This window comes from Clostridium sp., from assembly GCF_032576335.1.
Lineage (GTDB): Bacteria > Bacillota > Clostridia > Oscillospirales > Acutalibacteraceae > Faecalispora.
In genome coordinates, this window is sequence record NZ_JAWFXC010000006.1 from 45,286 (window position 1) to 71,217 (window position 25,932).

Annotated in this window: 24 protein-coding genes; 20 read left to right on the forward strand and 4 right to left on the reverse strand. The window is 48.3% G+C overall.

Going from position 1 to position 25,932, the window contains the following annotated elements; genetic code table 11:
- Positions 1 to 106: 106 nt before the first annotated feature.
- Positions 107 to 715 (forward strand): HD-GYP domain-containing protein, encoded by a 609-nt coding sequence (locus E7L17_RS08375; protein ID WP_316322806.1) that lies wholly within the window; start codon positions 107 to 109, stop codon positions 713 to 715.
- Between the two features lie 269 nt (positions 716 to 984).
- Here the strand turns inward: E7L17_RS08375 and E7L17_RS08380 are convergent, their stop codons facing one another.
- Positions 985 to 1,371, reverse strand: a complete 387-nt coding sequence (locus E7L17_RS08380) for a metal-dependent transcriptional regulator (RefSeq protein ID WP_316322807.1) — start codon at positions 1,369 to 1,371, stop codon at positions 985 to 987.
- Positions 1,372 to 1,607: 236 nt separating this feature from the next.
- On the opposite strand from E7L17_RS08380, the gene E7L17_RS08385 reads away from it, so the two are divergent.
- The 7 genes from E7L17_RS08385 to E7L17_RS08415 all read left to right on the forward strand — a co-directional run bounded on the left by E7L17_RS08385 (position 1,608) and on the right by E7L17_RS08415 (position 5,999).
- Complete coding sequence (locus E7L17_RS08385) at positions 1,608 to 1,817, forward strand: FeoA family protein (protein ID WP_316322808.1); 210 nt, start codon at positions 1,608 to 1,610, stop codon at positions 1,815 to 1,817.
- Between the two features lie 25 nt (positions 1,818 to 1,842).
- Positions 1,843 to 2,064, forward strand: a complete 222-nt coding sequence (locus tag E7L17_RS08390; protein ID WP_316322809.1) for a ferrous iron transport protein A — start codon at positions 1,843 to 1,845, stop codon at positions 2,062 to 2,064.
- 73 nt (positions 2,065 to 2,137) lie between these two features.
- Positions 2,138 to 4,276, forward strand: a complete 2,139-nt coding sequence (gene feoB, locus E7L17_RS08395) for a ferrous iron transport protein B (protein WP_316322810.1) — start codon at positions 2,138 to 2,140, stop codon at positions 4,274 to 4,276.
- Between the two features lie 3 nt (positions 4,277 to 4,279).
- Positions 4,280 to 4,435 carry a FeoB-associated Cys-rich membrane protein gene (locus E7L17_RS08400; protein ID WP_316322811.1) on the forward strand — a complete coding sequence of 52 codons (156 nt, stop codon included), beginning with the start codon at positions 4,280 to 4,282 and terminating at the stop codon, positions 4,433 to 4,435.
- Between the two features lie 158 nt (positions 4,436 to 4,593).
- The gene (locus tag E7L17_RS08405) at positions 4,594 to 4,875 is read left to right on the forward strand and encodes a DUF2325 domain-containing protein (protein WP_085831903.1); all 282 of its coding nucleotides are present in this window, start codon (positions 4,594 to 4,596) and stop codon (positions 4,873 to 4,875) included.
- Between the two features lie 47 nt (positions 4,876 to 4,922).
- Positions 4,923 to 5,474 (forward strand): DUF3793 family protein, encoded by a 552-nt coding sequence (locus E7L17_RS08410; RefSeq protein WP_316322812.1) that lies wholly within the window; start codon positions 4,923 to 4,925, stop codon positions 5,472 to 5,474.
- A 99-nt stretch (positions 5,475 to 5,573) separates the two neighbouring features.
- The gene (locus tag E7L17_RS08415; RefSeq protein ID WP_316322813.1) at positions 5,574 to 5,999 is read left to right on the forward strand and encodes a flavodoxin; all 426 of its coding nucleotides are present in this window, start codon (positions 5,574 to 5,576) and stop codon (positions 5,997 to 5,999) included.
- Between the two features lie 46 nt (positions 6,000 to 6,045).
- Here the strand turns inward: E7L17_RS08415 and E7L17_RS08420 are convergent, their stop codons facing one another.
- Complete coding sequence (locus tag E7L17_RS08420; protein ID WP_316322814.1) at positions 6,046 to 6,219, reverse strand: hypothetical protein; 174 nt, start codon at positions 6,217 to 6,219, stop codon at positions 6,046 to 6,048.
- A gap of 90 nt (positions 6,220 to 6,309) precedes the next feature.
- Here E7L17_RS08420 and E7L17_RS08425 point away from each other — a divergent pair, with 90 nt between their 5' ends.
- Complete coding sequence (locus E7L17_RS08425) at positions 6,310 to 6,555, forward strand: helix-turn-helix transcriptional regulator (protein ID WP_316322815.1); 246 nt, start codon at positions 6,310 to 6,312, stop codon at positions 6,553 to 6,555.
- A gap of 79 nt (positions 6,556 to 6,634) precedes the next feature.
- Here E7L17_RS08425 and hemW read toward each other — a convergent pair whose 3' ends face one another.
- Entirely contained in the window at positions 6,635 to 7,744 is a 1,110-nt protein-coding gene (gene hemW / locus E7L17_RS08430) for a radical SAM family heme chaperone HemW (RefSeq protein ID WP_316322816.1), read from the reverse strand.
- Positions 7,745 to 7,771: 27 nt separating this feature from the next.
- Positions 7,772 to 9,580 (reverse strand): translation elongation factor 4, encoded by a 1,809-nt coding sequence (gene lepA, locus E7L17_RS08435; protein ID WP_316322817.1) that lies wholly within the window; start codon positions 9,578 to 9,580, stop codon positions 7,772 to 7,774.
- A 281-nt stretch (positions 9,581 to 9,861) separates the two neighbouring features.
- On the opposite strand from lepA, the gene E7L17_RS08440 reads away from it, so the two are divergent.
- From E7L17_RS08440 to E7L17_RS08490, 11 genes are all read left to right on the forward strand, one after another.
- Positions 9,862 to 11,436: a spore germination protein gene (locus tag E7L17_RS08440; RefSeq protein ID WP_316322818.1), complete on the forward strand. Its 1,575-nt coding sequence runs from the start codon at positions 9,862 to 9,864 to the stop codon at positions 11,434 to 11,436.
- On the forward strand, positions 11,433 to 12,572 hold the full coding sequence (locus E7L17_RS08445) for a Ger(x)C family spore germination protein (protein WP_316322819.1): 1,140 nt from the start codon (positions 11,433 to 11,435) through the stop codon (positions 12,570 to 12,572). The genes E7L17_RS08440 and E7L17_RS08445 overlap by 4 nt, the downstream gene beginning before the upstream one ends.
- A gap of 12 nt (positions 12,573 to 12,584) precedes the next feature.
- Positions 12,585 to 12,797 carry a hypothetical protein gene (locus E7L17_RS08450; protein WP_316322820.1) on the forward strand — a complete coding sequence of 71 codons (213 nt, stop codon included), beginning with the start codon at positions 12,585 to 12,587 and terminating at the stop codon, positions 12,795 to 12,797.
- Positions 12,798 to 12,812: 15 nt separating this feature from the next.
- Entirely contained in the window at positions 12,813 to 13,937 is a 1,125-nt protein-coding gene (locus tag E7L17_RS08455; RefSeq protein ID WP_316322821.1) for an endospore germination permease, read from the forward strand.
- A gap of 100 nt (positions 13,938 to 14,037) precedes the next feature.
- Positions 14,038 to 18,405 carry a collagen-like protein gene (locus E7L17_RS08460; RefSeq protein ID WP_316322822.1) on the forward strand — a complete coding sequence of 1,456 codons (4,368 nt, stop codon included), beginning with the start codon at positions 14,038 to 14,040 and terminating at the stop codon, positions 18,403 to 18,405.
- 280 nt (positions 18,406 to 18,685) lie between these two features.
- The gene (locus E7L17_RS08465) at positions 18,686 to 20,353 is read left to right on the forward strand and encodes an exosporium glycoprotein BclB-related protein (RefSeq protein WP_316322823.1); all 1,668 of its coding nucleotides are present in this window, start codon (positions 18,686 to 18,688) and stop codon (positions 20,351 to 20,353) included.
- A gap of 177 nt (positions 20,354 to 20,530) precedes the next feature.
- On the forward strand, positions 20,531 to 21,598 hold the full coding sequence (locus E7L17_RS08470; protein WP_410470659.1) for a glycosyltransferase: 1,068 nt from the start codon (positions 20,531 to 20,533) through the stop codon (positions 21,596 to 21,598).
- Between the two features lie 303 nt (positions 21,599 to 21,901).
- Complete coding sequence (locus E7L17_RS08475) at positions 21,902 to 22,348, forward strand: Rrf2 family transcriptional regulator (RefSeq protein WP_316322825.1); 447 nt, start codon at positions 21,902 to 21,904, stop codon at positions 22,346 to 22,348.
- 110 nt (positions 22,349 to 22,458) lie between these two features.
- Positions 22,459 to 23,598 carry a PLP-dependent aspartate aminotransferase family protein gene (locus E7L17_RS08480; RefSeq protein WP_316322826.1) on the forward strand — a complete coding sequence of 380 codons (1,140 nt, stop codon included), beginning with the start codon at positions 22,459 to 22,461 and terminating at the stop codon, positions 23,596 to 23,598.
- A gap of 39 nt (positions 23,599 to 23,637) precedes the next feature.
- Entirely contained in the window at positions 23,638 to 24,810 is a 1,173-nt protein-coding gene (locus E7L17_RS08485; RefSeq protein WP_316322827.1) for a MalY/PatB family protein, read from the forward strand.
- Positions 24,811 to 24,932: 122 nt separating this feature from the next.
- Complete coding sequence (locus E7L17_RS08490; RefSeq protein WP_316322828.1) at positions 24,933 to 25,382, forward strand: hypothetical protein; 450 nt, start codon at positions 24,933 to 24,935, stop codon at positions 25,380 to 25,382.
- Positions 25,383 to 25,932: the final 550 nt, after the last annotated feature.

Sequence of the window (25,932 nt, forward strand, 5' to 3'; positions counted from 1 at the left end):
AACTAGGAATCATGAATAGAAAATGCCCCTTGTGGGGCTTTTCTGCACTTTTGTTCGAGAATGTTTTCTAATTAATGAAATGCTCTAGAAATATGAGGTTTTCAGCATGAAAGCAAATTTCTCAACACCGGCTCAGGATTACTACAACATGGTAAAGAGGCAATCGCGAATGCTTGGCGATTACGATTTGTACACGGTCTGCCATTCTCTTCGCGTTGCCCGTACCAGTTATTTTATTGCGCATCTTTTGGGGCTTACCTCTGAGCAATGCAGGCGAGTGTATTACGCAGCCAATGCACACGATATTGGCAAAATAGGGATACCAGATTCTATTCTTCACAAAAGAGGAAGTTTGACTGCGGATGAATGGATTATTATGAAGCAGCATTCGGCGCTGGGAGCGGGGATGCTGATGCAGTCGGAGCCAATGGAGGGAATTGCTTATATCGTTTGGTGCCACCATGAGCGCTATGATGGGACTGGCTACCCAAACAGACTAACCGGTGAACAAATACCGCTGGAGGCACGCATTATTGCGGTGTGCGATTCTTTTGATGCAATGAAGAGTAAACGGGCATACCGTGATTCCTTACCAGATAAAACGTGTCAAAATGAAATTGAAAAGAATATAGGGGTTATGTACGACCCGGTTGTGGCAGAGCTGGTTCTGGAGAATTGGCAGACAATGCAGAAGCTGCAAAGTGTAGATATTTAAAGAAATGAAATACGGCAGGCTCCTAAAGTAAGGAGTCTGCCGTTTCTGTTTCATTTTAAAACATTCGATTCTATATTGCTGTTGCACTCGCAATATAAGAACATATGCGTATAAGATTAGGCACCGGCTATACCGGTGGATTTTCTTGCTTTTGATCAAGATGATAAAGGCATAATAATAGAAAATAGACTCAAAAGCAAAAAACTCTCTAGCGGACAAAGCAGAGAGTTTTCTCATATTATAACTGTAATAGTAGAATTCCGGTAAGTTTATTGTGGTTCAATCCGTTCATGACGACGCTGCCAAAATTCCCTCAGCTTTTGAAAGCTCTCAGCACTGATGGCATGTTCCAAACGGCAGGCGTCTTCTTTGGCTATCGATTCTTCCACGCCAAGCTTCATCAACAATTCTGACAACAGGGTGTGCCTTTCGTAGATTCTCTCCGCAATTTCCCGCCCACTATCCGTAAGCTCAATATAACCATTGTCATCCATAGTTATCAGTCCGTTCTCACGGAACTGCTTCATTGCATGGCTTACGCTGGGTCTGGAAAAATTCATCTCGTTTGCAATGTCTATGGAGCGAACTTCGCCCTTGCTGCTTTTTAAAACCAGAATTGTTTCCAAATAATTTTCTGCGGATTCCTGTATTTTCACGCAAACTCCCCCCTTCAAAATTGTTATTTCTTATCATACCATAAACGTGCACTTTTTACAACGCTCCAAAAAGCCGGAATTTGTTGACTTTTTTCTAAAAAAATCGGGGTCAGGCAGTTGACTTGTTCCGTTAGCTATGATAAACTAAATACGCAAAAGGTTAGCATTCGCTAACTTTGTTCGATGAATCATAAAACCGATGACGGCAAAATACAATTTGTCTAGGAGGTAACGATATGCCGCTTACAATGGCGAAAGCTGGAGAAAGCAATTTGATTAAAAAAGTGACCGGTAAGGATGAGGTTCGCCGTTTTCTCGCCTCCTTGGGTTTTGTGGAGGGTGAAAGTGTTACGGTAATCAGTGAAATTGCTGGCAATATGATTTTGAATATCAAGGACACCCGAGTCGCACTAGATAAAACCATGGCGATTCGGATTATGATATGAATATATGAAAAGAGGTTGAGGCTTGATGAAGACTCTTAAGGAGGTTCAGTTCGGGGAAACCGTTACTGTGGTTAAGCTCCACGGAGTGGGAGCTGTAAAACGCAGGATTATGGACATGGGCATTACAAAAGGCGCTCAAGTGTTCGTACGAAAAGTTGCCCCGCTGGGGGATCCGATTGAAGTGAAGGTTCGCGATTATGAGCTGAGCCTGCGCAAAGCGGACGCGGAATTGATTGAAGTGGAATGATTGCCCCCGCTAAGGGCATTCTAGCGGCACTGTGTTAGTCAAGACTTCCGCAAAAAACGAGGAGGAACGAAACATGTCTATAAAATTAGCGCTTGCGGGTAACCCCAACTGTGGTAAAACCACTTTATTTAACGAGTTGACTGGCTCGTCTCAATATGTGGGTAACTGGCCCGGAGTTACAGTGGAGAAAAAGGAAGGAAAGCTTAAAGGACATAAGGATGTTATTGTAACAGACCTGCCCGGTATCTACTCCCTTTCTCCCTATACATTGGAAGAAGTGGTAACCCGCAATTACTTAATCCATGAAAATCCGGATGTAATTGTAAATCTGGTGGATGCCTCCAACTTGGAGCGCAACCTCTACCTGACCACCCAATTGATTGAGATGGGTCTGCCGGTGGTTCTGGTACTCAATATGATGGATATTGTTCGTAAAAACGGCGATACCATTGATTCGAAAAAAATTGGTGAAACACTTGGCTGCCCGGTAGTAGAGATATCAGCATTGAAATCGGAGGGTATACAAGAGCTTATTGCTGCGGCGCTTAGCGCGGCACAGCAAAAGCCGCACGCGATTGCGGCTACCTTTAGCAATTCAGTAGAAGTAGCATTGCAGCAGGTTGTGCAAATGCTGCCAAACAGCATGAAGAATCGCCACCAGCGCTGGCTTGCCATTAAGCTGTTTGAGCGCGATGAGAAAATGCTTGCAGAAGCCGGTTATTCCGAAAAAGAGCGTGCAAAACTGGAAGAGATTATTGTTAAGTGTGAAAACGAGCTTGATGATGATACCGAGTCAATTATTACTAATGAGCGCTACGAGTACATTGCCAAGGTAATTCATAAGAGCTATAAAAAGAAGGTAACTGGCCTTACTACCTCAGATAAAATTGACCGTATCGTAACCAACCGATTTTTGGCTCTGCCGATTTTCGTTTTGATTATGTGGTTAGTTTACTACGTGTCGATCTCTACAGTGGGTACCGCGATGACTGACTGGGTAAACGATGTGCTCTTTGGTGACATTGTACCGCCGAAGATTGAAGCTTTCTTGGTTTCCGTTGGAAGTGCAGACTGGCTGAACTCACTGATTTTGGATGGTATTATTGCCGGTGTTGGCGCTGTTCTCGGTTTCTTGCCGCAGATGCTTACCTTATTCTTGTTCCTCGCTATTTTGGAGGACTGCGGCTATATGGCGCGTATCGCGTTTATCATGGACCGTATCTTCCGCCGTTTTGGTCTTTCGGGTAAATCCTTTATCCCGATTCTGATCGGAACCGGCTGCGGCGTTCCTGGAATAATGGCTTCTCGTACCATTGAAAATGACCATGACCGAAAGCTCACCGTAATAACGACTACGTTTATTCCGTGCAGTGCAAAGCTGCCGATTATTGCCTTGATTGCGGGCGCCATGTTCCCGGATTCTACTTGGGTTGGGCCTTCCGCTTACTTCCTTGGCATTTTTGCAATCATTGCTTCTGGAATTATACTCAAGAAGACCAGTGTTTTTGTCGGTGACCCCGCTCCGTTCGTCATGGAGCTTCCTGCATACCATGTACCGGGCGCTAAGGGTGTGCTCATTCACATGTGGGACCGCGGAAAGGCCTTTATCAAAAAAGCAGGTACCATTATTCTGCTGGCTACCGTTTTAATTTGGTTCTTACAATCCTTTGGCTGGAATATGCAGATGGTAGATGTAGAAGATTCGATGCTGGCTACTTTGGGTAATTTCATTGCGCCGCTGTTTGCACCGCTGGGCTTTGATAACTGGAAGTTTGCCGTTGCAACGATTACCGGCTTAATTGCAAAAGAAAATGTGGTTAGCACTTTCGGCATTCTGTTTGGTTTTGCCGAGGTTGCAGAGGATGGCGCAGAGGTTTGGAGCAACCTGCAGGCTGCGGTATCGCCTTTGGCTGCTTATGCTTTCCTCGCATTCAACCTGCTCTGCGCTCCTTGCTTTGCTGCGATTGGTGCAGCTCGTTCCGAGCTTGGTTCCACAAGGTGGACGCTGTTCTCAGCGGGTTACCAAACCTTGTTCGCTTATATTATCTCTCTTATTATTTACCAAACCGGCAGCCTCATTATGGGTGGCGGATTTGGATTCTGGACCGCGGTAGCGTTTGTACTGATTGCCGCACTTCTATACCTTTTGGTTCGTAAGCCGGCTGGCACAAATTCTACAGGCAAGCGTTTAAACAGAAAGGTGTCTGTGTAAACTATGGCTACTGTAATTATTTCAATTATTGTGTTTGGCGGAATTGCTTTTGCAGCCTACCAGACCTACCGTACCCATAAATCGGGTGGATGCAGCGGATGCAGTGGCAGCTGCGGGTGCTGCCCCTCTGAACAAGAGAAGGCACATCAAGAAAAATAACTGCAAAGTTTTTAGGATTTTTAACTAGTGATTTTAGCTGGTTGGCAATAGAGTTAGCGTACCGCTAACTCTATTGTTTAAACTGCTAGTTAGATGAAACTAACTAGAAAAACAATAAACTACAAATGTTTTGAAAGAGAAAGGATGGTAAGAAAAGTATGAGCGTTGTCATTATTGGAGGCCATGACCGAATGGTATGTACCTACAAAGATATTTGTAAGCAATTTAAGTGCAAAGCGAAAGTATTTACACAACAGCCGGCCAATTTAAAAACACAAATAGGCTGCCCAGATCTTCTGGTCTTGTTTACCAGTACCGTGTCTCACCAAATGGTGTATAGTGCGCTTCAGATGACAAAAAATACTGGAACGGCGGTTGTGCGTTCACACAGCAGCAGCTCCTGTGCGCTCAAGAACATTCTTGCTGAGCATTGCTGCTAACCGAGGTTTATTCTTGGCGCCGAATTCGATATGAAGGGTAAGAGCATATGCTGGAACGTTATTTGGTGGAATATTGCGCTTCTACATTAGCAGGTTTAAAAACGGCAAGTCTTTTTAGCTATACCGGCGAAGAAAAAGATGTTGTTCGCAATGAGATAGATTGCCTCAATCAAATTTTGAACCCGCGCGGTGTTTATTTGGAATTGCTGCACAGCGGCAAAACGCGAGACCTTATTTATGTGTACCGTGCCTCCGCTTTAGTTGCGGATTTAAACCGCTTGGAGGCGTCCCATTTTTTAAATCAATATGGTTACCCCGTAGGCAGTTTACTCAATTGTTTGGATTATTTACGGCAGCGAATTGCGCTGACACAATCGTTCCCTCATGAAATCGGGTTGTTTTTGGGCTATCCGGTGGAAGACGTAGCAGAATTTATTAAAAATCGCGGTCGCAATTGCAAATGCTGCGGTATTTGGAAAGTTTACCACAATGAGTTAGAGGCAAAGCGCTTCTTTGCGAAAATTGATAAATGCAGAGAAGTTTATACCAAGCTGTTTTGTGGCGGACGGTCGGTGCTACAACTGACTATCGCTGCTTAATAATAACGAATCGGGAAGAGGATGGCTTGTTTCTCTTTATTTGAGAAAAACCTTCTTCAATCGATTCAATTTTGAAAAACAGAAAGGCAGTGAAGGAAAATGGCAAAATTGGCAGTAGTCTATTGGAGTGGTACAGGTAATACAGAAGCGATGGCAAACCTTGTGGCGGATGGTGCACGGGAGGCTGGAGCGGATGTTTCGGTTTATACTTCTGCGGAATTTACTCCTGAGTTGGCGGATGAGTTTGAGCATATCGCATTTGGTTGCCCCTCAATGGGAGCAGAACAGCTGGAAGAAAGTGAGTTCGAACCCATGCTTGATTCCATAAAAGACAAACTTGCCTCTAAAAAAGTAGCTCTGTTTGGCTCTTACGGCTGGGGCGACGGCGAGTGGATGAGAACTTGGGACAGCGACTTGCAAGGCGACGGCGTTCCGGTTATCGGCACACTCATTGCAAACGAAGCTCCCGACGATGAGGCCTCGGAAAACTGCAAGGATTTGGGTAAGGCACTTGCCAACGCATAATTCTTGCACAACATAAAATTTGGTTGCACCTTTCGGAACAGCCCGGTCAAAATGGACCGGGCTGTTCCTTTTTAGACTCCTCTTTGTGTGCTAGGACAAGTATGGAATGTGATTCTTCCAGAAGCACATTCTCGCCTTCCTGCTGCGCTTCTATAAGTAGTTCAATTGTGGTTGCAACTCGAGCAGCCAAAGTGTAATACATCGCTTTGTAGTTGGGCATTTTATCACCTCTGTATCATTTTATGCAATTTTTGCATAAAAGTCAATATGCAGTTAATGCATAAAGTAAACTGTTAATGAGGTGAATCGAATGTATCGAAGGCTAAAGGATTTAAGAGAAGATTGCGATTATACACAGCAGAAGCTCGCACAATTATTGAAAATAAGTCAGGCAACTTATTCTCGCTATGAAAGTGGAGCACTGGATATACCCAGTATGATTCTAATTGAACTGTCGAAGCTGTATGATACAAGCGTTGACTATATTTTGGAACAAACAGATGAAAAAAAGCCTTACGCAAAGAAAAACAAAACAGATAAAGGCTTTTTAATCTAATAATATTATAAATTAAAAGCAGGCTCCGTAGGGTTTTGTCCCTACAGAGTCTGCTATTTATATGACGTTATGTGTTATATTATCCTAGCAATATATCGGCAATCAGTGAATTCGAAACCAAGAACCCCTTAGGGGAAAAACGAATGGATTCTTCATCGCAGTACACCAACCCATTTTGCGTATATCGATTTGCACGCTGAAAATAGTCTTCAGGAAAGGGTCTACCAAAACGCTTTTGGTAATCTGTTTGCCGAAGCCCCTCACTCAAACGCAAACGCAGCATGGCGTATTCCTCTGGGGAACCGCCATCACCCTCACAGTTATTGTGCGGCTCTGCTAAAAAGCTTTGCAAATCGCTGGGGTAATAATAGCGTTGACCATCAAGAAAGGAATGAGCGGAGGGTCCTATCCCGCAATACTCTTCCGCGTTCCAGTATTTTAAGTTATGGCGGCTTTCAAAGCCTGAAATCGCAAAATTCGAAATCTCATACTGGTTGTAACCAGCCTGCTTTAGCTCTTCACATGCCAACAAATACAACTCGGCGGTTTCATCCTCATCCGGCAAAGCCATATGGTCTTTACGCTCGTAATAGGGTGTGCCCGGCTCTATTTTAAGAAGATAAGAAGAGATATGCTGTACCCCGCAATCGGCACAAAAGGCAATGGAACGTTTTAGGCTTTCGGGTGTTTGCTGTTGCACGGCCAGCATGAGATCTAAAGAAATATTTTCAAAACCAGCACGTTGGGCCTCTTTTACAGCTTCTCGAACCTGGCTTACCGAATGGCGGCGCCCCAATAGAGCGAGTTCCTTTTCATTTGCAGACTGCAATCCCATTGAGATACGGTTTGCTCCGGCTTCTCGCAGGGTTTCAAAAAATTCAGGTTCATATTCACCTGGGTTTACTTCCACCGTAATTTCGGCATTGTGTAAACCCCAGCTTTTTTTTGCTGCTTCCAATAGTGCAGCGATTCGGTTAGCACCCAACACAGAAGGAGTTCCACCCCCGAAATAAAGGGTATCTGCCTTGCGGCCAAGCTGCAAGGCAGTTTTTTGCAGTAAGTGCTTCATTTGCTCAGTGTAAGCGTCCTTTATCTCTTCATTGCCCGGTGTAGAATAAAAATCACAGTAGGGGCATTTCATCTTGCAGAATGGTACATGCAGGTATAGGCCAATTGGTTCGCGGTTCATAATCCCTCCGTCCAAGGTGCGGTTACGTTATTCATCCAGCTTTAAAACGCTCATGAACGCATCTTGCGGCACTTCTACGGAGCCGAGCTGGCGCATACGTTTTTTTCCTTCCTTTTGCTTTTCAAGCAGCTTTTTCTTTCTTGAAATATCGCCGCCATAGCATTTCGCAAGAACATCTTTGCGCATAGCACGCACGGTCTCGCGGGCAATAATACGCCCGCCAATGCAAGCTTGAATGGGAATTTCAAAAAGCTGGCGAGGGATTTTCTGTACAAGCTTCTCTGCCATTTTACGCCCACGGGAATATGCTTTATCTGCATGGATGATAAACGACAAGGCGTCTACCATTTCACCGTTAAGAAGAATGTCAAGCTTCACAAGATTGGATTTTTCATACCCAATCAGCTCATAATCGAACGAAGCATATCCGCGGGTACGGCTCTTGAGCGCATCAAAAAAGTCGTACACAATCTCATTGAGCGGTAAGGTGTAGTGAATGTCTACACGATCGGTATCAATGTATTTCATATCCTGAAATACTCCACGCCGCTCCTGGCAAAGCTCCATAATATTGCCCACATATTCCGAGGGGGAATAAATGTGAGAGTTTGTCATGGGCTCCTCTGCCATCATAATTAAGGTGGGGTCAGGGTAGTTTGTGGGGTTGTCCACATACACCACTTCACCGCCTGTTTTTGTAATGCGGTATACAACACTTGGTGCGGTTGTAATAATATCGAGGTCGTATTCGCGTTCCAACCGCTCCTGAATAATCTCCATATGCAACAGCCCTAAAAATCCGCAACGGAAGCCAAAGCCAAGCGCAATAGAGGTTTCAGGCTCAAAAGAGAGCGACGCATCGTTTAGCTGCAAACGCTCCAATGCCTCACGAAGGTCGGAATAGTGAGCGCCGTCTGCCGGGTATACACCACAGAATACCATAGGCTGTGCCGTACGGTAGCCGGGCAGAGGTTCTTTTGCCGGGCAGTTAGTCAGTGTAACGGTGTCGCCCACGCGCGCATCCTGCACCGCTTTAATAGAAGCAGAAATATACCCTACCTCTCCGGCGCAGAGGCTCGCAGCTGGTTCCATGCCGGTAGCACGCAGGTAGCCCACTTCCACTACGTTAAACTCACTGCCGGATGCCATCATTCGAATCTGATCTCCGGCGTGTACGGTTCCCTCTTTGACACGTACATAAACAATGACTCCACGGTAGGAATCGTAATAGGAGTCAAAAATCAAAGCCTGAAGCGGTGCGTTTTCATCGCCCTGCGGCGGGGGAATATCCTTTACCACACGCTCCATCACTTGGTCAATGTTCAGTCCTGCCTTAGCTGAAATGCACGGTGCGTCCTGTGCTGGCAGGCCAATAATATCTTCTACCTCGTTTTTTACACGGTCGGGGTCTGCACTGGGAAGATCTATTTTGTTAATTACCGGCACAATTTCTAACCCGGCATCCAGCGCCAGGTAGGTGTTCGCCAGTGTTTGCGCTTCAATTCCCTGTGAAGCATCCACAATGAGAAGCGCCCCCTCACAGGCCGCCAATGAGCGCGATACCTCGTAGTTGAAGTCTACATGGCCAGGGGTATCGATAAGATTAAAGATATAATCCTCCCCATCGTTGGCTCGGTAAACCAGCGTGACCGCGTGCGCCTTAATTGTAATGCCGCGTTCCCGCTCCAAATCCATGTTGTCTAACAATTGATTTTCCATGTCTCGTAGAGCAACCGCCTTTGTTTGCTCCAAAATACGGTCAGCCAATGTGCTTTTACCATGGTCTATATGGGCGATAATACTGAAATTTCTGATTCTGTCTCTTGGAATCGACATACTGTCACCTGATTCTCCCAACTGTTCAAATTCTATGTGCTTTCATTGCAAACATACTGTAATTATGTAATACAGTATTATACCATAAATGCCGCGGAATGAAAAGGAAAATGTAGAGTCTTGGTGCGGTCGGTGGGTGGAAGAAAACGGCTAAAGAACTGGTAAATAAGGTATAGATTATCGTGCTTTGCTTATAATAAACATGAATTAATGTTGTTGTATTGCTCTTCATTTAACAACGGAATTGAAATAAAAGAGTGTGAAACGGAGATGAAGCGGTTTTGTGGAGTCCATTTCCTAATCAAAAACAAAAGCAAAGCAAGATAGATAAAGCGATTAAAAAGCAACAAAAGCCGAAGGATGCAGAGTCTACAAGTGAAGAAGAGAAATTAAGTGCTTCTCTTGAAGAGAACTGCCAGCACTTTGAAGATTTATTTAATGATAACGATACCATTATTGTAAGGGAGATGCAGAATGCGCATCATTCCAACTTGCAGTTTCGATTGTATTACAGTGAGGGAATGGTAGATACCTCTAAACTCGAAAACAGCGTGATGCGGCCTTTGATTCAGTCCCAAGAGCGAGTTGAGGCGAACGACCCCATTGAAGGCTTGGTAAAGCGAGTTCTCACGGCAGTAGAAATGCAGATAATCGATAGCTGGGAAGAAATTATAGACGCAATCACGTCTGGCGATGCTGTCATGTTTATCACAAATTGCTCGCGTGCAATTATTCTGCCCGCGAAAAAGTTTGAACTACGAAGCATTGAGGAACCGGATTCTGAAAAAATTATTTCTGGCCCGCGCGAGGGGTTTAATGAGAGCCTTATTGTAAACCTTACCTTACTGCGCCGCAAGCTGCGCACGCAGGATTTGAAACTGAAATATTATACGTTTGGCCGCCGTACACAAACAAAAGGCTGTATTTGTTATTTAGACAGTTTGGTAAACAAAAGAATATTAAAATTATTACACGAGAGACTTAAAAAGATAGATATTGATGGAGTCTTAGACACCAACTATATTTCTGAGCTGATTCGAGATTCCTCTACCTCCCCATTTCGCAGTACTGGCTATACAGAACGACCCGATGTGGTCGCTGCAAAGCTGCTGGAGGGCAGAATTGCTATCTTTTTAGACGGTTCTCCGGTGGTGCTAACGGTTCCTTATTTATTTATCGAAAACTTTCAAAGTAGTGAAGACTATTATCTTAATTTTTCGTACACTTCTTTTTCTCGCATGCTGCGTATATTGGGATTTTTTCTAACCATTACCGTACCGGGCTTTTATATTTCGATTGTTGCGTTTCACCAAGAGATGCTGCCAACGCCTCTTCTCATTAACATAGCAAATGAGAGGCAGGGGGTGCCGCTACCGGCTGCTGCAGAGGCGTTTATTATGCTGATTGTGTTTGATATTCTTCGAGAGACAGGTGTGCGAATGCCTTCCAATACTGGCCAAGCACTTAGTATTGTGGGTGCCCTTGTAATTGGGCAGGCCGCTGTGGAAGCAAAGCTGGTTGCGGCGCCAATGATAATTATAGTTGGTCTAACCGGTATTACAGCACTGCTGGTACCGAAAATGAATGCACCCATTATTTTTATTCGTATTTTTATTCTCCTTGGTGCTTCCGTAATGGGCCTGTTTGGTATGGTGTTAACGCTTAGTGCTTTGTTTATACACATGCTTAATTTAGATTCCTTCGGAGTGTCGCAGCTTACTCCTTCCGCAAAGCTGCAATTTCAGGATGTAAAGGATAAGATGATACGTGCACCGTGGTGGACGATGATTCGACGCCCCGTAAAAATAGGACAGGATACGGTACGTCAAACTACGTACCCAAAGGCAAAAGAATGAAAAAAGCATTATGTACCCTGCTTGTCTTTTGTCTCATGCTTCCCTTGGCAGGCTGCTGGAACTACCGGGGATTAAATGAGATGTCTATTGTTGCTGGAATGGCTATTGACAGTGTGGACGGGCAGTATTTAATTACATTCGAAGTGATGGATATGCAAAGATCCACAAAAACGGAGGGTCCTTCCTCTGAACTCGTCTTTTCAAAGGGTCCATCTATTTTTGAGGCAATTCGCAATGCAAAACGCCAATTGGCCAGCAAACCTTATTTCGGCAACATGCAAATTGTGATTATCAGCAGTAAAATAGCGGAAGAAAACGGCATTAACGCGTTGATAGATTTTTTACTGCGGGATGCTGAAATGAGAGAAACAATGGAGATGGTAGTTTCTCGTGAAGAGACGGCGCGTGAATTGCTTATGAACATTAAGAAAGACACCGGAGCGGTATCTTACGACATGACACGAATTATTCGAGAAGATTCAAAGGTGACCGGTTCGGTTTTCAGCGCACAAATTTATCGGATCTATAATAAATTAAAAACGCCGGGAGTAGACGCGGCCCTGCCGGTCTTTTACCTTGCAGAAGAACCGGGAACCGGCAAAAAGCATATTGAAACCTATGGCAGTGCGGTGTTTCGTAAGGACAAGCTGGCAGGGTTCCTTTCTGCGGAAGAAACGAAAATGCTGCTTATGTCTAACGATATTTTAAACGGAGGCCTCGTAACAGTTTATATGCCTTCAATCACTCCCCATAATATTACTATCGAATTAAAGAACGTGGAATCCGATATGAATGTTGAAGCAACAGGTGAAAAAATAAATGTAAAATTAAAAATCAATATACAAGCCTATTTAGGAGAGTTCCCGCACAGTAGCAGTAAAGGTGACCTCGCAGTTATTGACCCGGTTACTGCCGCAGCGGAAAAGATGCTCCAAAACCAAATTCAGGACGTAATTAAAAAACTGCAAACACAATATCAATCGGATGTTTTAGGGATGGGAAGCATTATCTACCGCAAAAAGCTCCCTCTTTGGAGGCAAATTTCAGGCCAGTGGGATGAAATGTTCCGTACAGTACCAGTAGAGGTCACTGTGAAAATGCACATTACCAATACTGCTATGATGCGTGAGTCGTAGGAGGGCCTTCTTTTGGTATACGTTATATTAATTGCTTTGTTTGTGGGGGTAATCCTCATCGATTATCTGCCGAAAAGAAAGCTTCTTTCACGGCCGCTGCGCTGGTTCTATGTAGGGGTATGTGTTATCAGTTTCACAGTGCTGATGCTCGATCAGACAAATATGTCTATTCCCAGAGTTTCAACACTATTAACTTGGTTGGTTGAAAAAATATACGGGATTTAAGGTGGATAAATTGAAATGATGAAAACCATACACGATTGCCCTGTTACCTCACGGGAAATGGTTCTAATGATTGTGTTATTTGTGTTTGGAAGCAGCGTGGTGATGGGGGTAAACTCAGACACACGGCAAGACTCGTGGATTTGCCTGTTAATAGGGGCCGCACTATGTATTCCTGTATTTTTGTTGTATGCCAGAATTGTAAAATTAATGGGTGAGGATGATTTCTTTACCTGTATTATCAATTGGCTTGGGGAAGTTTTCGGACGAATTGTAATTGCATTGCTTGTTTGGTATTACTTGTATTTAGCTGCAATTGTACTGCGGAACTTTTCTGAGTTTATGGAAATTGTGGCTATGCCCGAAACGCCTCAAATACCAATGATGATTGCTCTGGTTCTTGTGATGGCATATCTATGCAAAAGCAGAATTCAGGTAATTGCACAATGGGCTGTTGTAGGAATTTATGTAACCATGGGTATTGTGATTATAACTATTTTAGCCACAGCTACGCATATGCAAATAGATTATCTGTTGCCAATTATGGAACATTCTCGTACAGAAATAGCGAAAAGCTCTATGCAGGTTTTTGCATTCCCTTATGCGGAGTGTGTGGTGTTTCTACCCCTTATTTCCGCAGTAAGAAACGTAAACCCTTATAAAGTTTTATTAAAGGGGTTAGGCATGTCCACTATCATTCTACTGTTTATTGTTTTAAGGAATATTTTATGTATTGGGTCGTATTTAATGGAGGCGGAGTATTTTCCGTCCTATTCCTGTGCAAGAATTATGGAAATTGGAAGCTTCCTTTCGCGGATTGAAGGCACAATTTCAATTAATTTTATTATAGCGGGGGTAACCAAAGCAACCCTTTGTCTTTATTCCGGATCGTTAGGAGCCGCAAAGCTGCTTAATATACCCAATAAGCTGGATTTGATTATTATGCCGGTTTGCATGTTTGCGTTAATGCTTTGTGCGATCTCTTATAGTGACGCCGTGCAGATGTTTGACTTTCTGGATATTTACCCTAAGTATTCCATTCCGTTTCAAGTGGGCCTCCCGGTTCTTATTTGGGTGGCCGCTGAGTGGAAAACTCGCGCGAAAAAAATGTCTTTTAGCAAAACAGCATCACAAAATTCTTAAAATATATTTTTCTTCGGAAACAAGGACTGTAAATCTCCATAATATGCTAACAGAAATTAACTCTGAGCATAGGCCTCTGTGACAGTTAGGAGATTTGCATATGTCAGCTGATAGTAAATACCCTTATGGCAGAGGGGATAAAATGCCATTCTTTTATGCCAAGGAAAATTACATGAGCAATGGTACAGGGTGCCCGTCGTGTCCGACTTCCTGCCCGGATCCGTGCCCTACACCATGCCCCCCTCCATATCCGTGTCCAACTGGCGCAACAGGACCCACCGGCCCAACTGGCCCCACGGGTGAAACCGGGAGCGGTTTTCCGGGTCCAACTGGTCCCACAGGTGCAATGGGGCCAACGGGCCCGGCGGGTGCAATGGGTCTTACAGGTCCTACGGGAGGCTCCGGTCCTATCGGACCGACTGGGCCTGCTGGCACAACCGGAGAAACTGGTACATCAGGCCCTGCAGGAATGCAGGGTCTTCAAGGCTCTATAGGTCCGCAAGGTCCTCAGGGAGTGCAGGGTCCCATAGGGCCCATAGGGGCTGTTGGCGCGACTGGTCCCACAGGTGCGGCGGGAATACAAGGAGCGTTGGGTTCTACCGGGCCTACCGGGTTTACAGGAGCCACCGGTGCTGTTGGCCCCACTGGGCCAGCGGGGCCTACCGGAATAGCAGGTGCTCCGGGTATGCCGGGGCCGGCAGGTGCCCAAGGTCCTCAAGGGACTGTGGGTCCGCAAGGTCAGCAGGGAAGCCAGGGTTTTCCCGGACCGACGGGTGCAATTGGTGCGACTGGCCCGACCGGTGCAACCGGAATGGCAGGAGCCGCAGGAATAACAGGTGCAACCGGAGCTACGGGTGCTACGGGTCTTACAGGAGCAATTGGCCCAACCGGTCCTACCGGAAGCATAGGAATTACCGGAGCAACCGGGCCAACAGGCCCAACGGGTGCCGTTGGTATGATGGGTTTAACCGGGCCAACTGGCCCGGCAGGAATGGTTGGCGCTACCGGTCCGGCTGGTCCTATGGGAATACAGGGGCCGCAAGGCTCTCAAGGCCCGCAGGGTGCGCAAGGAATACAAGGAAATGTTGGTGCAACTGGAAGCGTTGGCCCAACCGGACCTACAGGTGCCGTGGGCGCCGTGGGCGCTACAGGTCCTACTGGTGCAACGGGAGCCATTGGTATTGCTGGTCCTACCGGACCCACCGGTTCCGCAGGAGCAACAGGTCAAATTGGTCCAACTGGCGCTACGGGTAGCACAGGTGCAGCGGGTATTACAGGCCCGACTGGTCCCACGGGTGCATCTGGCTTTGTAGGAGCTACCGGACCCACCGGGGCGACCGGTGCAACGGGCGCAATGGGTTTCACGGGGGCTACCGGCCCAACTGGAGCCATTGGTCCAACAGGTGCAGTCGGTCCCGCTGGAGCACAGGGTCCTCAGGGAAATATTGGCCCGCAAGGTGCTCAGGGCTTACAGGGAATTGCAGGAGCAAGAGGTCCGCAAGGGATTGCTGGGCCCCAGGGTGCTCAGGGAATACAAGGGGATACGGGACCCACTGGAGGGTTTGGCCCCACAGGTCCCACAGGAGCGGTTGGCGCAATTGGTGCGACTGGTCCAACCGGAGCCGCTGGTGCAATGGGTGCGACGGGTATTGCAGGCCCCACGGGTCCTACGGGAGCCTCCGGTATAGTAGGCGCAACCGGCCCTACAGGTGCAACCGGTGCCTCTGGTGAAACGGGTACTGCAGGTCCGACTGGTCCAACCGGAACGGCAGGTATTGTGGGCGCTACCGGTCCCACCGGCGCGACCGGTGCCACGGGTGCTACGGGGCTAATAGGCGCTACCGGCGCAACGGGAGCAATGGGTCCCGCTGGTGCGATTGGCCCAACCGGCGCTCAGGGCCCACAGGGTATTATTGGTCCACAGGGTCCTCAAGGAATACAAGGTATTGGATCACGGGGAATACAGGGTATTGTTGGACCGCAAGGCCCTCAGGGAAATCAAGGCGAAATTGGCCCCACGGGAATAGCAGGTCCAACCGGAGCGCAGGGGCCGCGAGGCGATGTAGGCCCGCAAGGGCCGCAGGGAATCGTAGGCCCTAAAGGCGCGCAGGGAATACAGGGTGATACTGGACCGACCGGTGCCATAGGCTCCACAGGCCCCACAGGAGAGGTTGGTGCCATTGGTGCAACCGGCCCTACGGGCGCAACGGGTTTGACAGGTGCTACCGGTCTTTCAGGTCCGACCGGACCCACAGGAGCTGTAGGTTCAACAGGTGCCATTGGCCCCACTGGTGTTACGGGTGCCACTGGTGCAGCAGGTATCGCAGGCCCAACCGGTCCTACGGGTGCGGCAGGTATTGTAGGCGCAACGGGTCCTACCGGCTCGACTGGTGCTACTGGCGCAATGGGCTTCACCGGAGCAACCGGCCCTACTGGTGCAGTCGGCCCGGCAGGCATTGCGGGTCCCACTGGGGCACAGGGGCCGCAAGGAAATATTGGCCCGCAAGGCGCACAGGGCTTACAGGGCGTTGCTGGCCCTGCGGGAGCACAGGGGCCACAGGGAATCGTAGGTCCGCAGGGAGCGCAAGGAATACAAGGGGATACAGGACCCACTGGCGCGATAGGCCCTACCGGAGCCGCTGGTATTATTGGTGCAACTGGCGCTACAGGTGCTACGGGAGCTACTGGCGCGGCGGGAATTGCAGGTCCTACTGGTCCCACAGGAGCCACAGGCTCAACCGGCGTGATTGGCCCAACCGGCGCGCAGGGGCCACAAGGTAATATTGGTCCGCAAGGTCCACAAGGCTTGCAAGGGATTGAAGGTGCACAAGGCCCGCAGGGTGTTGTAGGCCCACAGGGTGCTCAGGGTGTAAGGGGTGATACGGGAGCCACCGGTGCGGTAGGCCCAACCGGTCCCACCGGGGCAATTGGTGCAATCGGAGCAACAGGACCAACAGGAGCAACAGGTGCGGTAGGTACGGCAGGTGTACCAGGTCCCACTGGTCCAACGGGTGCAGCAGGCTCAACTGGTGTGATTGGCCCTACGGGAGCTACGGGAGCCACTGGTGCGGCAGGTATTGCAGGTCCTACCGGACCGACGGGAGCTTCTGGTACAGTTGGTGCTACGGGACCCATAGGAGCGACCGGTGCAACCGGTGCGATGGGATTAATTGGTGCAACCGGCCCTACGGGCGCAATTGGTCCAGCAGGTATTGCTGGTCCAACCGGCGCACAGGGTCCGCAAGGTAACCTTGGTCCGCAGGGTGCACAGGGTCCGCAAGGTGTTGCAGGTGTAACGGGTGCAACGGGTGCAACCGGCCCCCAAGGAATTCAAGGCGCGGGGGGAGCCATTGGTCCAACCGGCCCCACCGGTGCAGTAGGAACAGTGGGGCCACAGGGGGCGACCGGACCTACTGGATTGCCCGGCTCAATCGGTCCAACCGGTCCCACTGGCCCACAAGGGCTTCAGGGGTTAACGGGAGCTACCGGTGCTACGGGAGCGACGGGACCCAATGGCCCCGCGGGTATTCCCGGAGGTTCTGGGCCGATTGGAATGCAAGGCTTTCAGGGAACCATAGGTCCTGCAGGTCCGCAGGGTGCTATTGGTCCAACCGGTCCTTCGGGTGCTACGGGTCCCACCGGTTCTGTTGGCGCGACTGGTTCCGTTGGTCCTGCGGGGCCTACTGGCCCACAAGGTGTGCAAGGATTTATCGGCCCAGCCGGAGCGCAGGGGCCGACTGGCTCTGCCGGAGCACAAGGTCCCACAGGAGTCCCCGGCCCCGCCGGCCCTCAGGGGTTACAAGGTTCCATCGGCCCGCAAGGCCCCCAGGGACCCCAAGGTCCACAGGGTGCTCAAGGACCTATTGGTGCAGGTGGCCCAACAGGTCCAACGGGTTCTGTTGGCCCTGCTGGTGTTACTGGTCCAACGGGTGCCACAGGAGCTACTGGTCCAACAGGTGACCAAGATTTTGATATTGTTACGACCCAAATCGGAAATATAAATGTTGAAATTAGTCCCAATGAGGGTGGAGGGAATAATCAGGCGGTAGGTGCTCTCGTGTTTGATGGTGGGTTAAGCCGTACCGTAACGGAGATGGCGGCCTATATTGTGCAGACTGGAGCAAGGAACGGAACTTTCCAAATGGCAATTTTAAGACCGGTTTCCACTACAAGTGCAGTTGTAGTAGCGGTTACTACGCGAGTGAACTTTATTTCACCGGGAATGTTTATACTTCCTCTCATCACGCCTTATGTGCTTTTGCCCGGGAACCTATATTATCTTGCTGTTTATAATCAGGTAAATGCATCACGCATTGGTGGGCTAACGGCTGGGCTTGGTACGGTTCAGCAAGCCCCTCCCATTAATTTTAGAAGCCAAAATATTCAGGGAGGCTTTTTTGTTGGGCAAAATCTAAGTATCAGTGATGTTAATTTGAGATTAACACCGTGGCTTGCCGCCTTGGAGTAAATTAAGAACAATAGGAAGTAAATAGGAATGGAAAAGAACAGGGATGACAAACTCACTGTTCTTCAAATAGAAGTAAAAAGATCCTTGATTAGTTTTCTTGAGCAATATTACCAAGCTTCTTTTTAAATATATAATTACTGTGGAATTTTGAACGAACCAATCAGTTAAGGTTCTAAATTAAGCTTGTCCTTTTGCAACAAGTTTTAGAATGCTTCATACTATACTAAAGGGTGCCATCCTTTCATGAGAGACCTATTATAATAGGATAGGAGATTTGCATATGTCTTTTGACAAAAGATCCTCATATAGTTGGGGGGATTCTTTTTCCCCAAATATGAAGGTTTACAGCAGCGGCTCTGACGGCGGCTGCCCAGCTTGCCCGACCCCAAGTCCATGCCCGTGCCCATGCCCGTGCCCCAGTCCGACATGCCCGACGTGCCCAACGTGCCCACCTTGCCCCATTCCGTGCCCCGGTCCAACTGGTCCAACCGGTCCAACCGGCCCCACAGGCCGTACAGGTTCAGCAGGCCCAACCGGTGCAACGGGTGCAGCTGGCCCTGCCGGTGCACAAGGAGTTCAAGGACCTGTTGGTCCACAAGGACCGCAGGGTGTTGAAGGCCCACAAGGCCAGCAAGGTATACAAGGTGTTGTTGGTCCTACCGGCGCAACGGGCGCAGTAGGTTTAACAGGAGCGACCGGTCCCACAGGTCCTACTGGTCCCACTGGTGCCATTGGTTTAACAGGAGTAACAGGCCCCACAGGTCCTACTGGCCCAACCGGAGCCATTGGTGTAACCGGCGTAACCGGCGCTACAGGTCCCATAGGTCCTACTGGACCAACCGGCCCAACCGGAGCCATCGGCGTAACTGGCTTAACCGGAGCAACGGGCCCCACAGGCCCCACAGGTCCTACTGGCCCAACCGGAGCCATCGGCGTAACTGGCTTAACCGGAGCAACGGGCCCCACAGGCCCCACAGGCCCCACAGGCCCAACCGGAGCCATCGGCGTAACCGGCTTAACCGGAGCAACGGGCCCCACAGGCCCCACTGGTCCTACAGGCCCAACCGGTGCTGTTGGTGTAACCGGAGCTACAGGCCCAACAGGTCCCACTGGTATCACTGGTCTAACGGGTGCAACTGGTCCTACAGGCCCAACTGGTATCACTGGTTTAACAGGCCCGACAGGCCCGACAGGCCCAACAGGTCCAACCGGTATTGCTGGTTTAACAGGTGCAACTGGACCCACCGGACCAACCGGTATTGCTGGTTTAACAGGTGCAACCGGACCGACAGGTCCTACCGGTCCAACAGGCCCCACTGGTGCCATCGGCGTAACCGGTGCAATTGGCCCAACAGGCCCAACTGGTGCAGACGGCGTAACAGGCCCAACTGGTCCCACAGGCCCCACTGGTCCTACCGGCCCAACCGGCCCCACTGGTGCTGCCGCGATTATTCCATTTGCTTCCGGTACTCCTGGTGTTTTGACTACGGTACTGGGTGGATTGGCAGGAACATCAACAGCCGTTGGCTTTGGTAACTCCGTTACAGGTTTAAGCCTTGTTGGTGGTGTAATTGATACTACTGGAACAACCAACATGGCCTTCTCCGTGCCGCGAGATGGTACGATTAGTTCCATTGCGGCTCAATTCAGCCTTTCTGTTGCCGCAACTCTGGTAGGCTCCACAGTTACGGTTACGGCACAATTGTTCTCTGCTCCTGCATTGAGCAATACGTTCTCACCGGTTGCGGGTGCACTTGTCACATTGGCGCCTGCACTCACGGGATTGGTAGCCATTGGCACTACCAGCAGCGGTATTACAACGGGTCTTTCAATACCGGTAACGGCTGGTACTCGCCTCATGCTGGTGTTCTCTGCATCAGTAACTGCAGGTATCGACATCGCAACAGCAATCACTGGTTTTGCCAGTGCAGGTCTTTCAATTCTATAAGCACTCCATTGAGGGGAGGCTCGGTTTTCCGAGCCTCTTTTCTTATGCTTATTTTTATAAGATAAAAACAGTGAGACTCCGTAGGCATAATGGACAAAGGAACTTACATACCATGTTACCGGAGCGCGTTTTATACCACAGCAAAGGGGGAGTTGCTTAACGTCTTACTTGATCTGCGTGTATGCCATATGTAAAAATGAGGAACAGTTTGTTGACCGATGGATGGATTCCATGAAAGAGGCGGATCAGATTATTGTAACCGATACCGGGTCTACCGATGGCACCGTAACGCGTTTACGGGAAAGAGGCGCCGTGGTTTATGAAGAAGAGGTAAAGCCTTGGCGATTTGACCATGCGCGCAATGCCTCACTGTCTCATGTGCCAGAGGACGTAGATATTTGTGTTTGCACCGACCTAGATGAGGTGCTTTCACCGGGTTGGCGTGCTGCTCTGGAGAGGGCTTGGCAGAAAGATACCACACGCGCTCAATACCTGTATAATTGGAGCCACCATGCAGATGGTACTCCAGATCTTCAGCTGTTTTACACAAAAATCCATTCCCGGCAAGGTTTCAAATGGAGCTTCCCCGTGCACGAGTATTTAACTTATACGGGCCATGTGCCGGAGAGCGTAGTTTTTGTGCAAGACATGGTACTCGACCATTACCCAGACAATACAAAATCGAGAGGTTCATACCTGCCTTTGCTGGAAACCGCCGTAGAAGAAAACCCCTCAGATTCCCGCATGATGTATTACCTTGGACGCGAATATATGTTTAAGGCGCAGTGGCAAGACTGTATTGATACAATGAAGAGGTATCTCGCCCTCTCCCATTGGGAGGAAGAACGCAGTGCAGCGATGCGCTGGAGTGCTTACTCTTATAGTATGATGGGGAATCTGCAGGAATCTGCCCGGTGGTACCTGCGTGCAATTGCAGAGGCACCAAACATGCGCGACCCTTACGTGGAGTTTGCTCAGTTCGCTTATAAGCAAGGCAACTGGCCCTTGGTGTATTGCCTAACCCGAAAGGCGTTATCTATAACACAAAAATCGCTTGCCTTTGCCAATATGGGTTACGCTTGGAACGAAACACCAGAGGACCTATGTGCAATCGCCTGCTGGAATCTGAAGCTTTATAGTGAAGCTTTGGAGCATGCACGCCGTGCGGTAGAGCAAAACCCTAACAATGAACGCTTGCATAATAACCTGCGGCTTATTGAAGAGGCTGCAAAAAATGATTCCTAAGCCACATTTGGATGATTCGCCTCAGTTCTCGCATGTTCCTCCAAAAGTCTTTCCGCCGGGTGCTACCTGTGCGGAAAGACTTTTCTTTCTGTAAGTAGCGTTTAGGCTGCAAGATGGAATCAATCTAATTGGTATAATTTAATTGCAAATTAACGAATATGTATAATTATGAACAAGTAACATTTACACGTTTTAATAGGATTTTTTTAGGGCATTATCTTTTTGGAGCGGGTATTGACATTTCGCATTATTTTTTATATCATTAAAATCATATAGTAAAAGTATGAAATGAGGGTTTGCTTCATGAGGATTTCTGCAAAGGGTCGTTATGCCCTTGCCGCAATGGTCAGCATGTCTGAGTCTTATGCGAGCGGAGAATATATAACCGTTATTAGCATTTCAGAAAAGTTGGGAATCTCTAAGATTTATTTAGAGCAGGTTTTCTCCCTTTTAAAAAGAGGAGGGCTGGTCAACTCGATTAAAGGCGCGCAGGGCGGCTACCAGCTTTCACGAATGCCAAGGCAGATTAGTGTGTACCAGGTTTTATCTGCTGTGGAGCTCTCGCTGTTTGAACCAGCGGAAGATACCGTTGACCAAAAAGCACCGGACATTGAAAAGGCGATGCGACTGAGCGCGTTCGAAAAACTGGACAAGGCTGTACTGGATTCCCTTTCTGCGGTTACGCTGGATGATTTGGCAACCGAGGCCGAGCGCCACCGGGAAGAAAACTCCTTTATGTTTTATATTTAGTTATCCGGCAGTTTAGTTTCTCACTGCGGGAGAAAAAGTTAGTTTAATAAGCAAAACACACTGCGGCTCTGCCATAAGGCAGGGCCTGTTCTGAAAGCAGGGGCATTTTTATGGAATTTAATACAATTTGTGTGCATGGCTCAACCCACTCTTACGATAATACCGGTTCCATCTCCGTACCGATTTTTCAAACGGCTACCTTTGCTCACCCTGGCGTTGGGCAAAGCACCGGGTACGATTATTCTCGTGTGCAAAACCCAACGAGAGAGTATTTGGAAGAAACAATTACAAGGCTGGAGCAAGGCAACGGCGCACTGGCTTTTTCCTCCGGTATGGCGGCAATTTCAGCCGTGATGGAGCTGTTTTCCCCCGGAGACCATTTCATAACGTCTGATGACTTATATGGTGGCTCGCACCGTTTGTTCCATCATATCAACGCAAAGAACGGGCTTTCATTTACGGCAGTGAATACCTCTTATATCGAGCAGATAAAAGCGGCAATTCGTCCGGAAACCAAGGCGTTATTTGTGGAAACCCCCTCCAACCCCATGATGCAGGTAACCGACCTGAAGAAAACGGCAGAGCTTGCGCACGAACACGGACTGCTGCTTATTGTAGACAATACCTTTTTAACGCCGTATTTACAGCGCCCCTTAACGTTAGGAGCAGACATTGTGGTGCACAGCGGCACGAAATACCTTGGTGGGCATAACGATGTTCTAGCGGGTTTTGCAATCGCCAAGGACGAAAGCATTATTGAGCGGCTTCGCTTTGTGTACAAAAACACGGGAGCATGTCTCTCTCCGTTTGATAGCTGGCTCTTAATTCGCGGTATAAAAACACTGCCCTTACGGATGGATCGTCAAGAGCAAAGTGCCCTCAAGATTGCCGAATGGCTCACAAAGCAAGATAAAATCAAGCAGGTGTACTACACCGGTTTGCCGGAGCACCCGGACTATGCGCTCTCCAAACAGCAGGCAAGCGGGTTTGGTTCGATGATTTCGTTTGAGGTAGACAGCCCAGAAACCGCAAAACGGATGTTGACTCGTGTGAATTTAATTCACTTCGCTGAAAGCCTAGGAGGAGTAGAAACGCTGATTACCTACCCCATGCTGCAAACTCATGCAGAAATTCCCGCAGAGGAGCGGGAAGCCAAGGGCATTACGGACAAGCTCCTGCGTCTTTCCGTTGGAATTGAGGATGCAAATGACCTAATTGCCGATTTAACGTATGCCCTAAAAGTGGACTAACCATCGCTTTGTTACCCGTTACCAGACAGGAGGAACCCAATGTCTTTTGATACAATATACGACCGGAAGAATACCGGGTCTCTAAAATATGATTGCGCCGCTCGCTATGGCAAGCCGGAAGGGCTTGTACCGTTATGGGTAGCCGATATGGATTTCCCCGCGCCGCAATGTGTGAACAAAGCACTTGCTGAGCGCTGTGAACATGGAATTTATGGCTACACCGAGCCGGATGAGCGCTATTTTAATGCGCTCAAGAACTGGTTTTCCACACGTCACGGCTGGACTGTGGAAAACAATTGGCTTTTAAAAACCCCCGGAGTGGTGTTCGCCCTTTGTACAGCAATTCGCGCTTATACCGAACCGGGCGATGCTGTTTTAATTCAGCCACCCGTTTACTATCCTTTCTCCGAATCCATCTTAGAGAATGACAGGCGGCTGGTGAAGAATTCACTGGTCTACCGCGATGGTGAATACAGCATCGATTTCGCGGATTTTGAAGAGAAAATCCAACAGGAAAAGGTTAAGCTTTTCCTGCTATGCAATCCACATAATCCAGTTGGCAGAGTGTGGTCAGAGCAAGAGCTTGTACAACTCGGTGAAATCTGCCTGCGCCATGGCGTAACGGTCGTTTCGGATGAAATACACGCTGATTTTGCCTTTTCTGGCAATCGACATTTGGTGTTTGCTTCCCTGCGCCCAGAGTTTGCTGAGATTACCATCACCTGCACAGCTCCCACCAAAACCTTTAACTTGGCGGGGCTTCAGATTTCGAATATCTTTGTGCAGAATGCAGAGCTTCGCCGTGGTTTTCGAGCTGAGATGAACCGTGCCGGGTACAGCCAAGCCAATGTGATGGGGCTGATTGCCTGCCGTGCCGCTTATGAGGGCGGTGCAGAGTGGCTCGATAAGCTGAAAGAGTACCTTGTGGGAAATCAAAACTTTGTAAAAGAATTTCTGCAAGAACACATTCCCGACATCCATTTGGTCGAGCCACAGGGAACTTATCTTCTTTGGCTGGATTGCAGCGGTTTAGGACTGGACGACGATACCTTAAACAAGCTCATTCTCGAAAAAGCGGGGCTTTGGCTCGATAATGGTTCCATGTTCGGCGAAGAGGGTGAGGGCTTCCAGCGCATTAATATTGCGTGCCCACGCTCGGTACTGCAAAAGGCACTGGAACAGCTTGAGAAAGCAATCAAAGAGGTTTTATAAATTATTGAGAGGTCTGCAAAAATGCAGACCTCTTTTGATTTTTAAACTATGTCTTAATTTTTGTGGGCTTGTCCTTTAAGCCAAGGCTTTTTACTTTTATTTAATAATAGGTTGTTTTTTTGATGAAAGAAGTGTTGCGCTCTGGCGCAGGGAATTCTGCTAGCGCAGGGCTTTGCCCCTCGTGCCGGGGCGGGCACCTACTTTCACGAAAGGGTGAAAGTAGGCAAAGGCCTTCCAAGGGGAGAGTATCGATTCTCTCCCCTTGGATCCCGGACGAGAGCGCTCTAAAAATGACCGCCGACGGACGGAATCCGTTTGCTTTCTTTTTTATCATAGCTAGGAGAGTGGGCATTTTTAATGGAGCGCCTTACCGGAGGCTTTCGTTTAATAGTTTGGGGGTGTTCCCCAAACGGAATCCAAAGGCAGAGCCTTTGGTGAGTCTTTCCTCCTTTTCTTCTCATCAAGAAAAGGAGAGCCCGCCCCGGCTTGAGGGGCGAATGAAAAGAAAAAAGAAATCTCCTGCGGCACCAGCCGCTTTAAAATCCCCTATTTTAAATGAGTTGTTATATTAAAAATATTGTGCTACGGTTCTTAGCGACGTACCGCGAGCGAACGAGAGCGTTTGAAAAAGGGCAAAAAAACGCCGTTCCAATAAAGGAACGGCGTGAGCCGCATGCGTGATGGTGCGGCGTTGCTTGCTTACAGACATTAGCGCGGCGAAGCTGGAAAAAAACAAATCTATTATCCCATATGCTTCAAGAGGTTGCTCCCATTTTTTTGCTCTCCCACAGGGGGTGGAAAAACGGTTTGATTCAAAAGTTACTTCCCCCAACCCACACACAAACGTGCGGTAATCCACTTCTGTGTAAGTGAACTACATTTCCAGCCTCGCGTTGCCTTTGTCTGCAAGGCAATAAAAAAGCGCTTGTCACGGAAACCCTCGTTAAAAAGGGTACTCCACAACAAGCGATACATTGCATATCGGTTTCAGTCTCAAATTGCCAAGCTTCGCAATCATAATCCTAACGCCCCATTTCTTTAACCCTCTATACAAAAGGGAGATAATGGGTTATAATTGTGTGGCAAAGCGCAGTGAAAACTGTTGTTATGGAGGCGTTGGCT

Coding starts and splice junctions, on each gene's coding strand:
- E7L17_RS08390 (WP_316322809.1), top strand. CDS start 1,843: ATGAAGACTCTTAAGGAGGTTCAGTTCGGGGAAACCGTTACTGTGGTT.
- E7L17_RS08415 (WP_316322813.1), top strand. CDS start 5,574: ATGGCAAAATTGGCAGTAGTCTATTGGAGTGGTACAGGTAATACAGAA.
- hemW (WP_316322816.1), bottom strand. CDS start 7,744: ATGAACCGCGAACCAATTGGCCTATACCTGCATGTACCATTCTGCAAG.
- E7L17_RS08445 (WP_316322819.1), top strand. CDS start 11,433: ATGAAAAAAGCATTATGTACCCTGCTTGTCTTTTGTCTCATGCTTCCC.
- E7L17_RS08420 (WP_316322814.1), bottom strand. CDS start 6,219: ATGCCCAACTACAAAGCGATGTATTACACTTTGGCTGCTCGAGTTGCA.
- E7L17_RS08410 (WP_316322812.1), top strand. CDS start 4,923: ATGCTGGAACGTTATTTGGTGGAATATTGCGCTTCTACATTAGCAGGT.
- feoB (WP_316322810.1), top strand. CDS start 2,138: ATGTCTATAAAATTAGCGCTTGCGGGTAACCCCAACTGTGGTAAAACC.
- E7L17_RS08425 (WP_316322815.1), top strand. CDS start 6,310: ATGTATCGAAGGCTAAAGGATTTAAGAGAAGATTGCGATTATACACAG.
- E7L17_RS08405 (WP_085831903.1), top strand. CDS start 4,594: ATGAGCGTTGTCATTATTGGAGGCCATGACCGAATGGTATGTACCTAC.
- E7L17_RS08375 (WP_316322806.1), top strand. CDS start 107: ATGAAAGCAAATTTCTCAACACCGGCTCAGGATTACTACAACATGGTA.
- E7L17_RS08455 (WP_316322821.1), top strand. CDS start 12,813: ATGATGAAAACCATACACGATTGCCCTGTTACCTCACGGGAAATGGTT.
- E7L17_RS08480 (WP_316322826.1), top strand. CDS start 22,459: ATGGAATTTAATACAATTTGTGTGCATGGCTCAACCCACTCTTACGAT.
- E7L17_RS08400 (WP_316322811.1), top strand. CDS start 4,280: ATGGCTACTGTAATTATTTCAATTATTGTGTTTGGCGGAATTGCTTTT.
- E7L17_RS08465 (WP_316322823.1), top strand. CDS start 18,686: ATGTCTTTTGACAAAAGATCCTCATATAGTTGGGGGGATTCTTTTTCC.
- E7L17_RS08460 (WP_316322822.1), top strand. CDS start 14,038: ATGTCAGCTGATAGTAAATACCCTTATGGCAGAGGGGATAAAATGCCA.
- lepA (WP_316322817.1), bottom strand. CDS start 9,580: ATGTCGATTCCAAGAGACAGAATCAGAAATTTCAGTATTATCGCCCAT.
- E7L17_RS08475 (WP_316322825.1), top strand. CDS start 21,902: ATGAGGATTTCTGCAAAGGGTCGTTATGCCCTTGCCGCAATGGTCAGC.
- E7L17_RS08490 (WP_316322828.1), top strand. CDS start 24,933: ATGAAAGAAGTGTTGCGCTCTGGCGCAGGGAATTCTGCTAGCGCAGGG.
- E7L17_RS08385 (WP_316322808.1), top strand. CDS start 1,608: ATGCCGCTTACAATGGCGAAAGCTGGAGAAAGCAATTTGATTAAAAAA.
- E7L17_RS08485 (WP_316322827.1), top strand. CDS start 23,638: ATGTCTTTTGATACAATATACGACCGGAAGAATACCGGGTCTCTAAAA.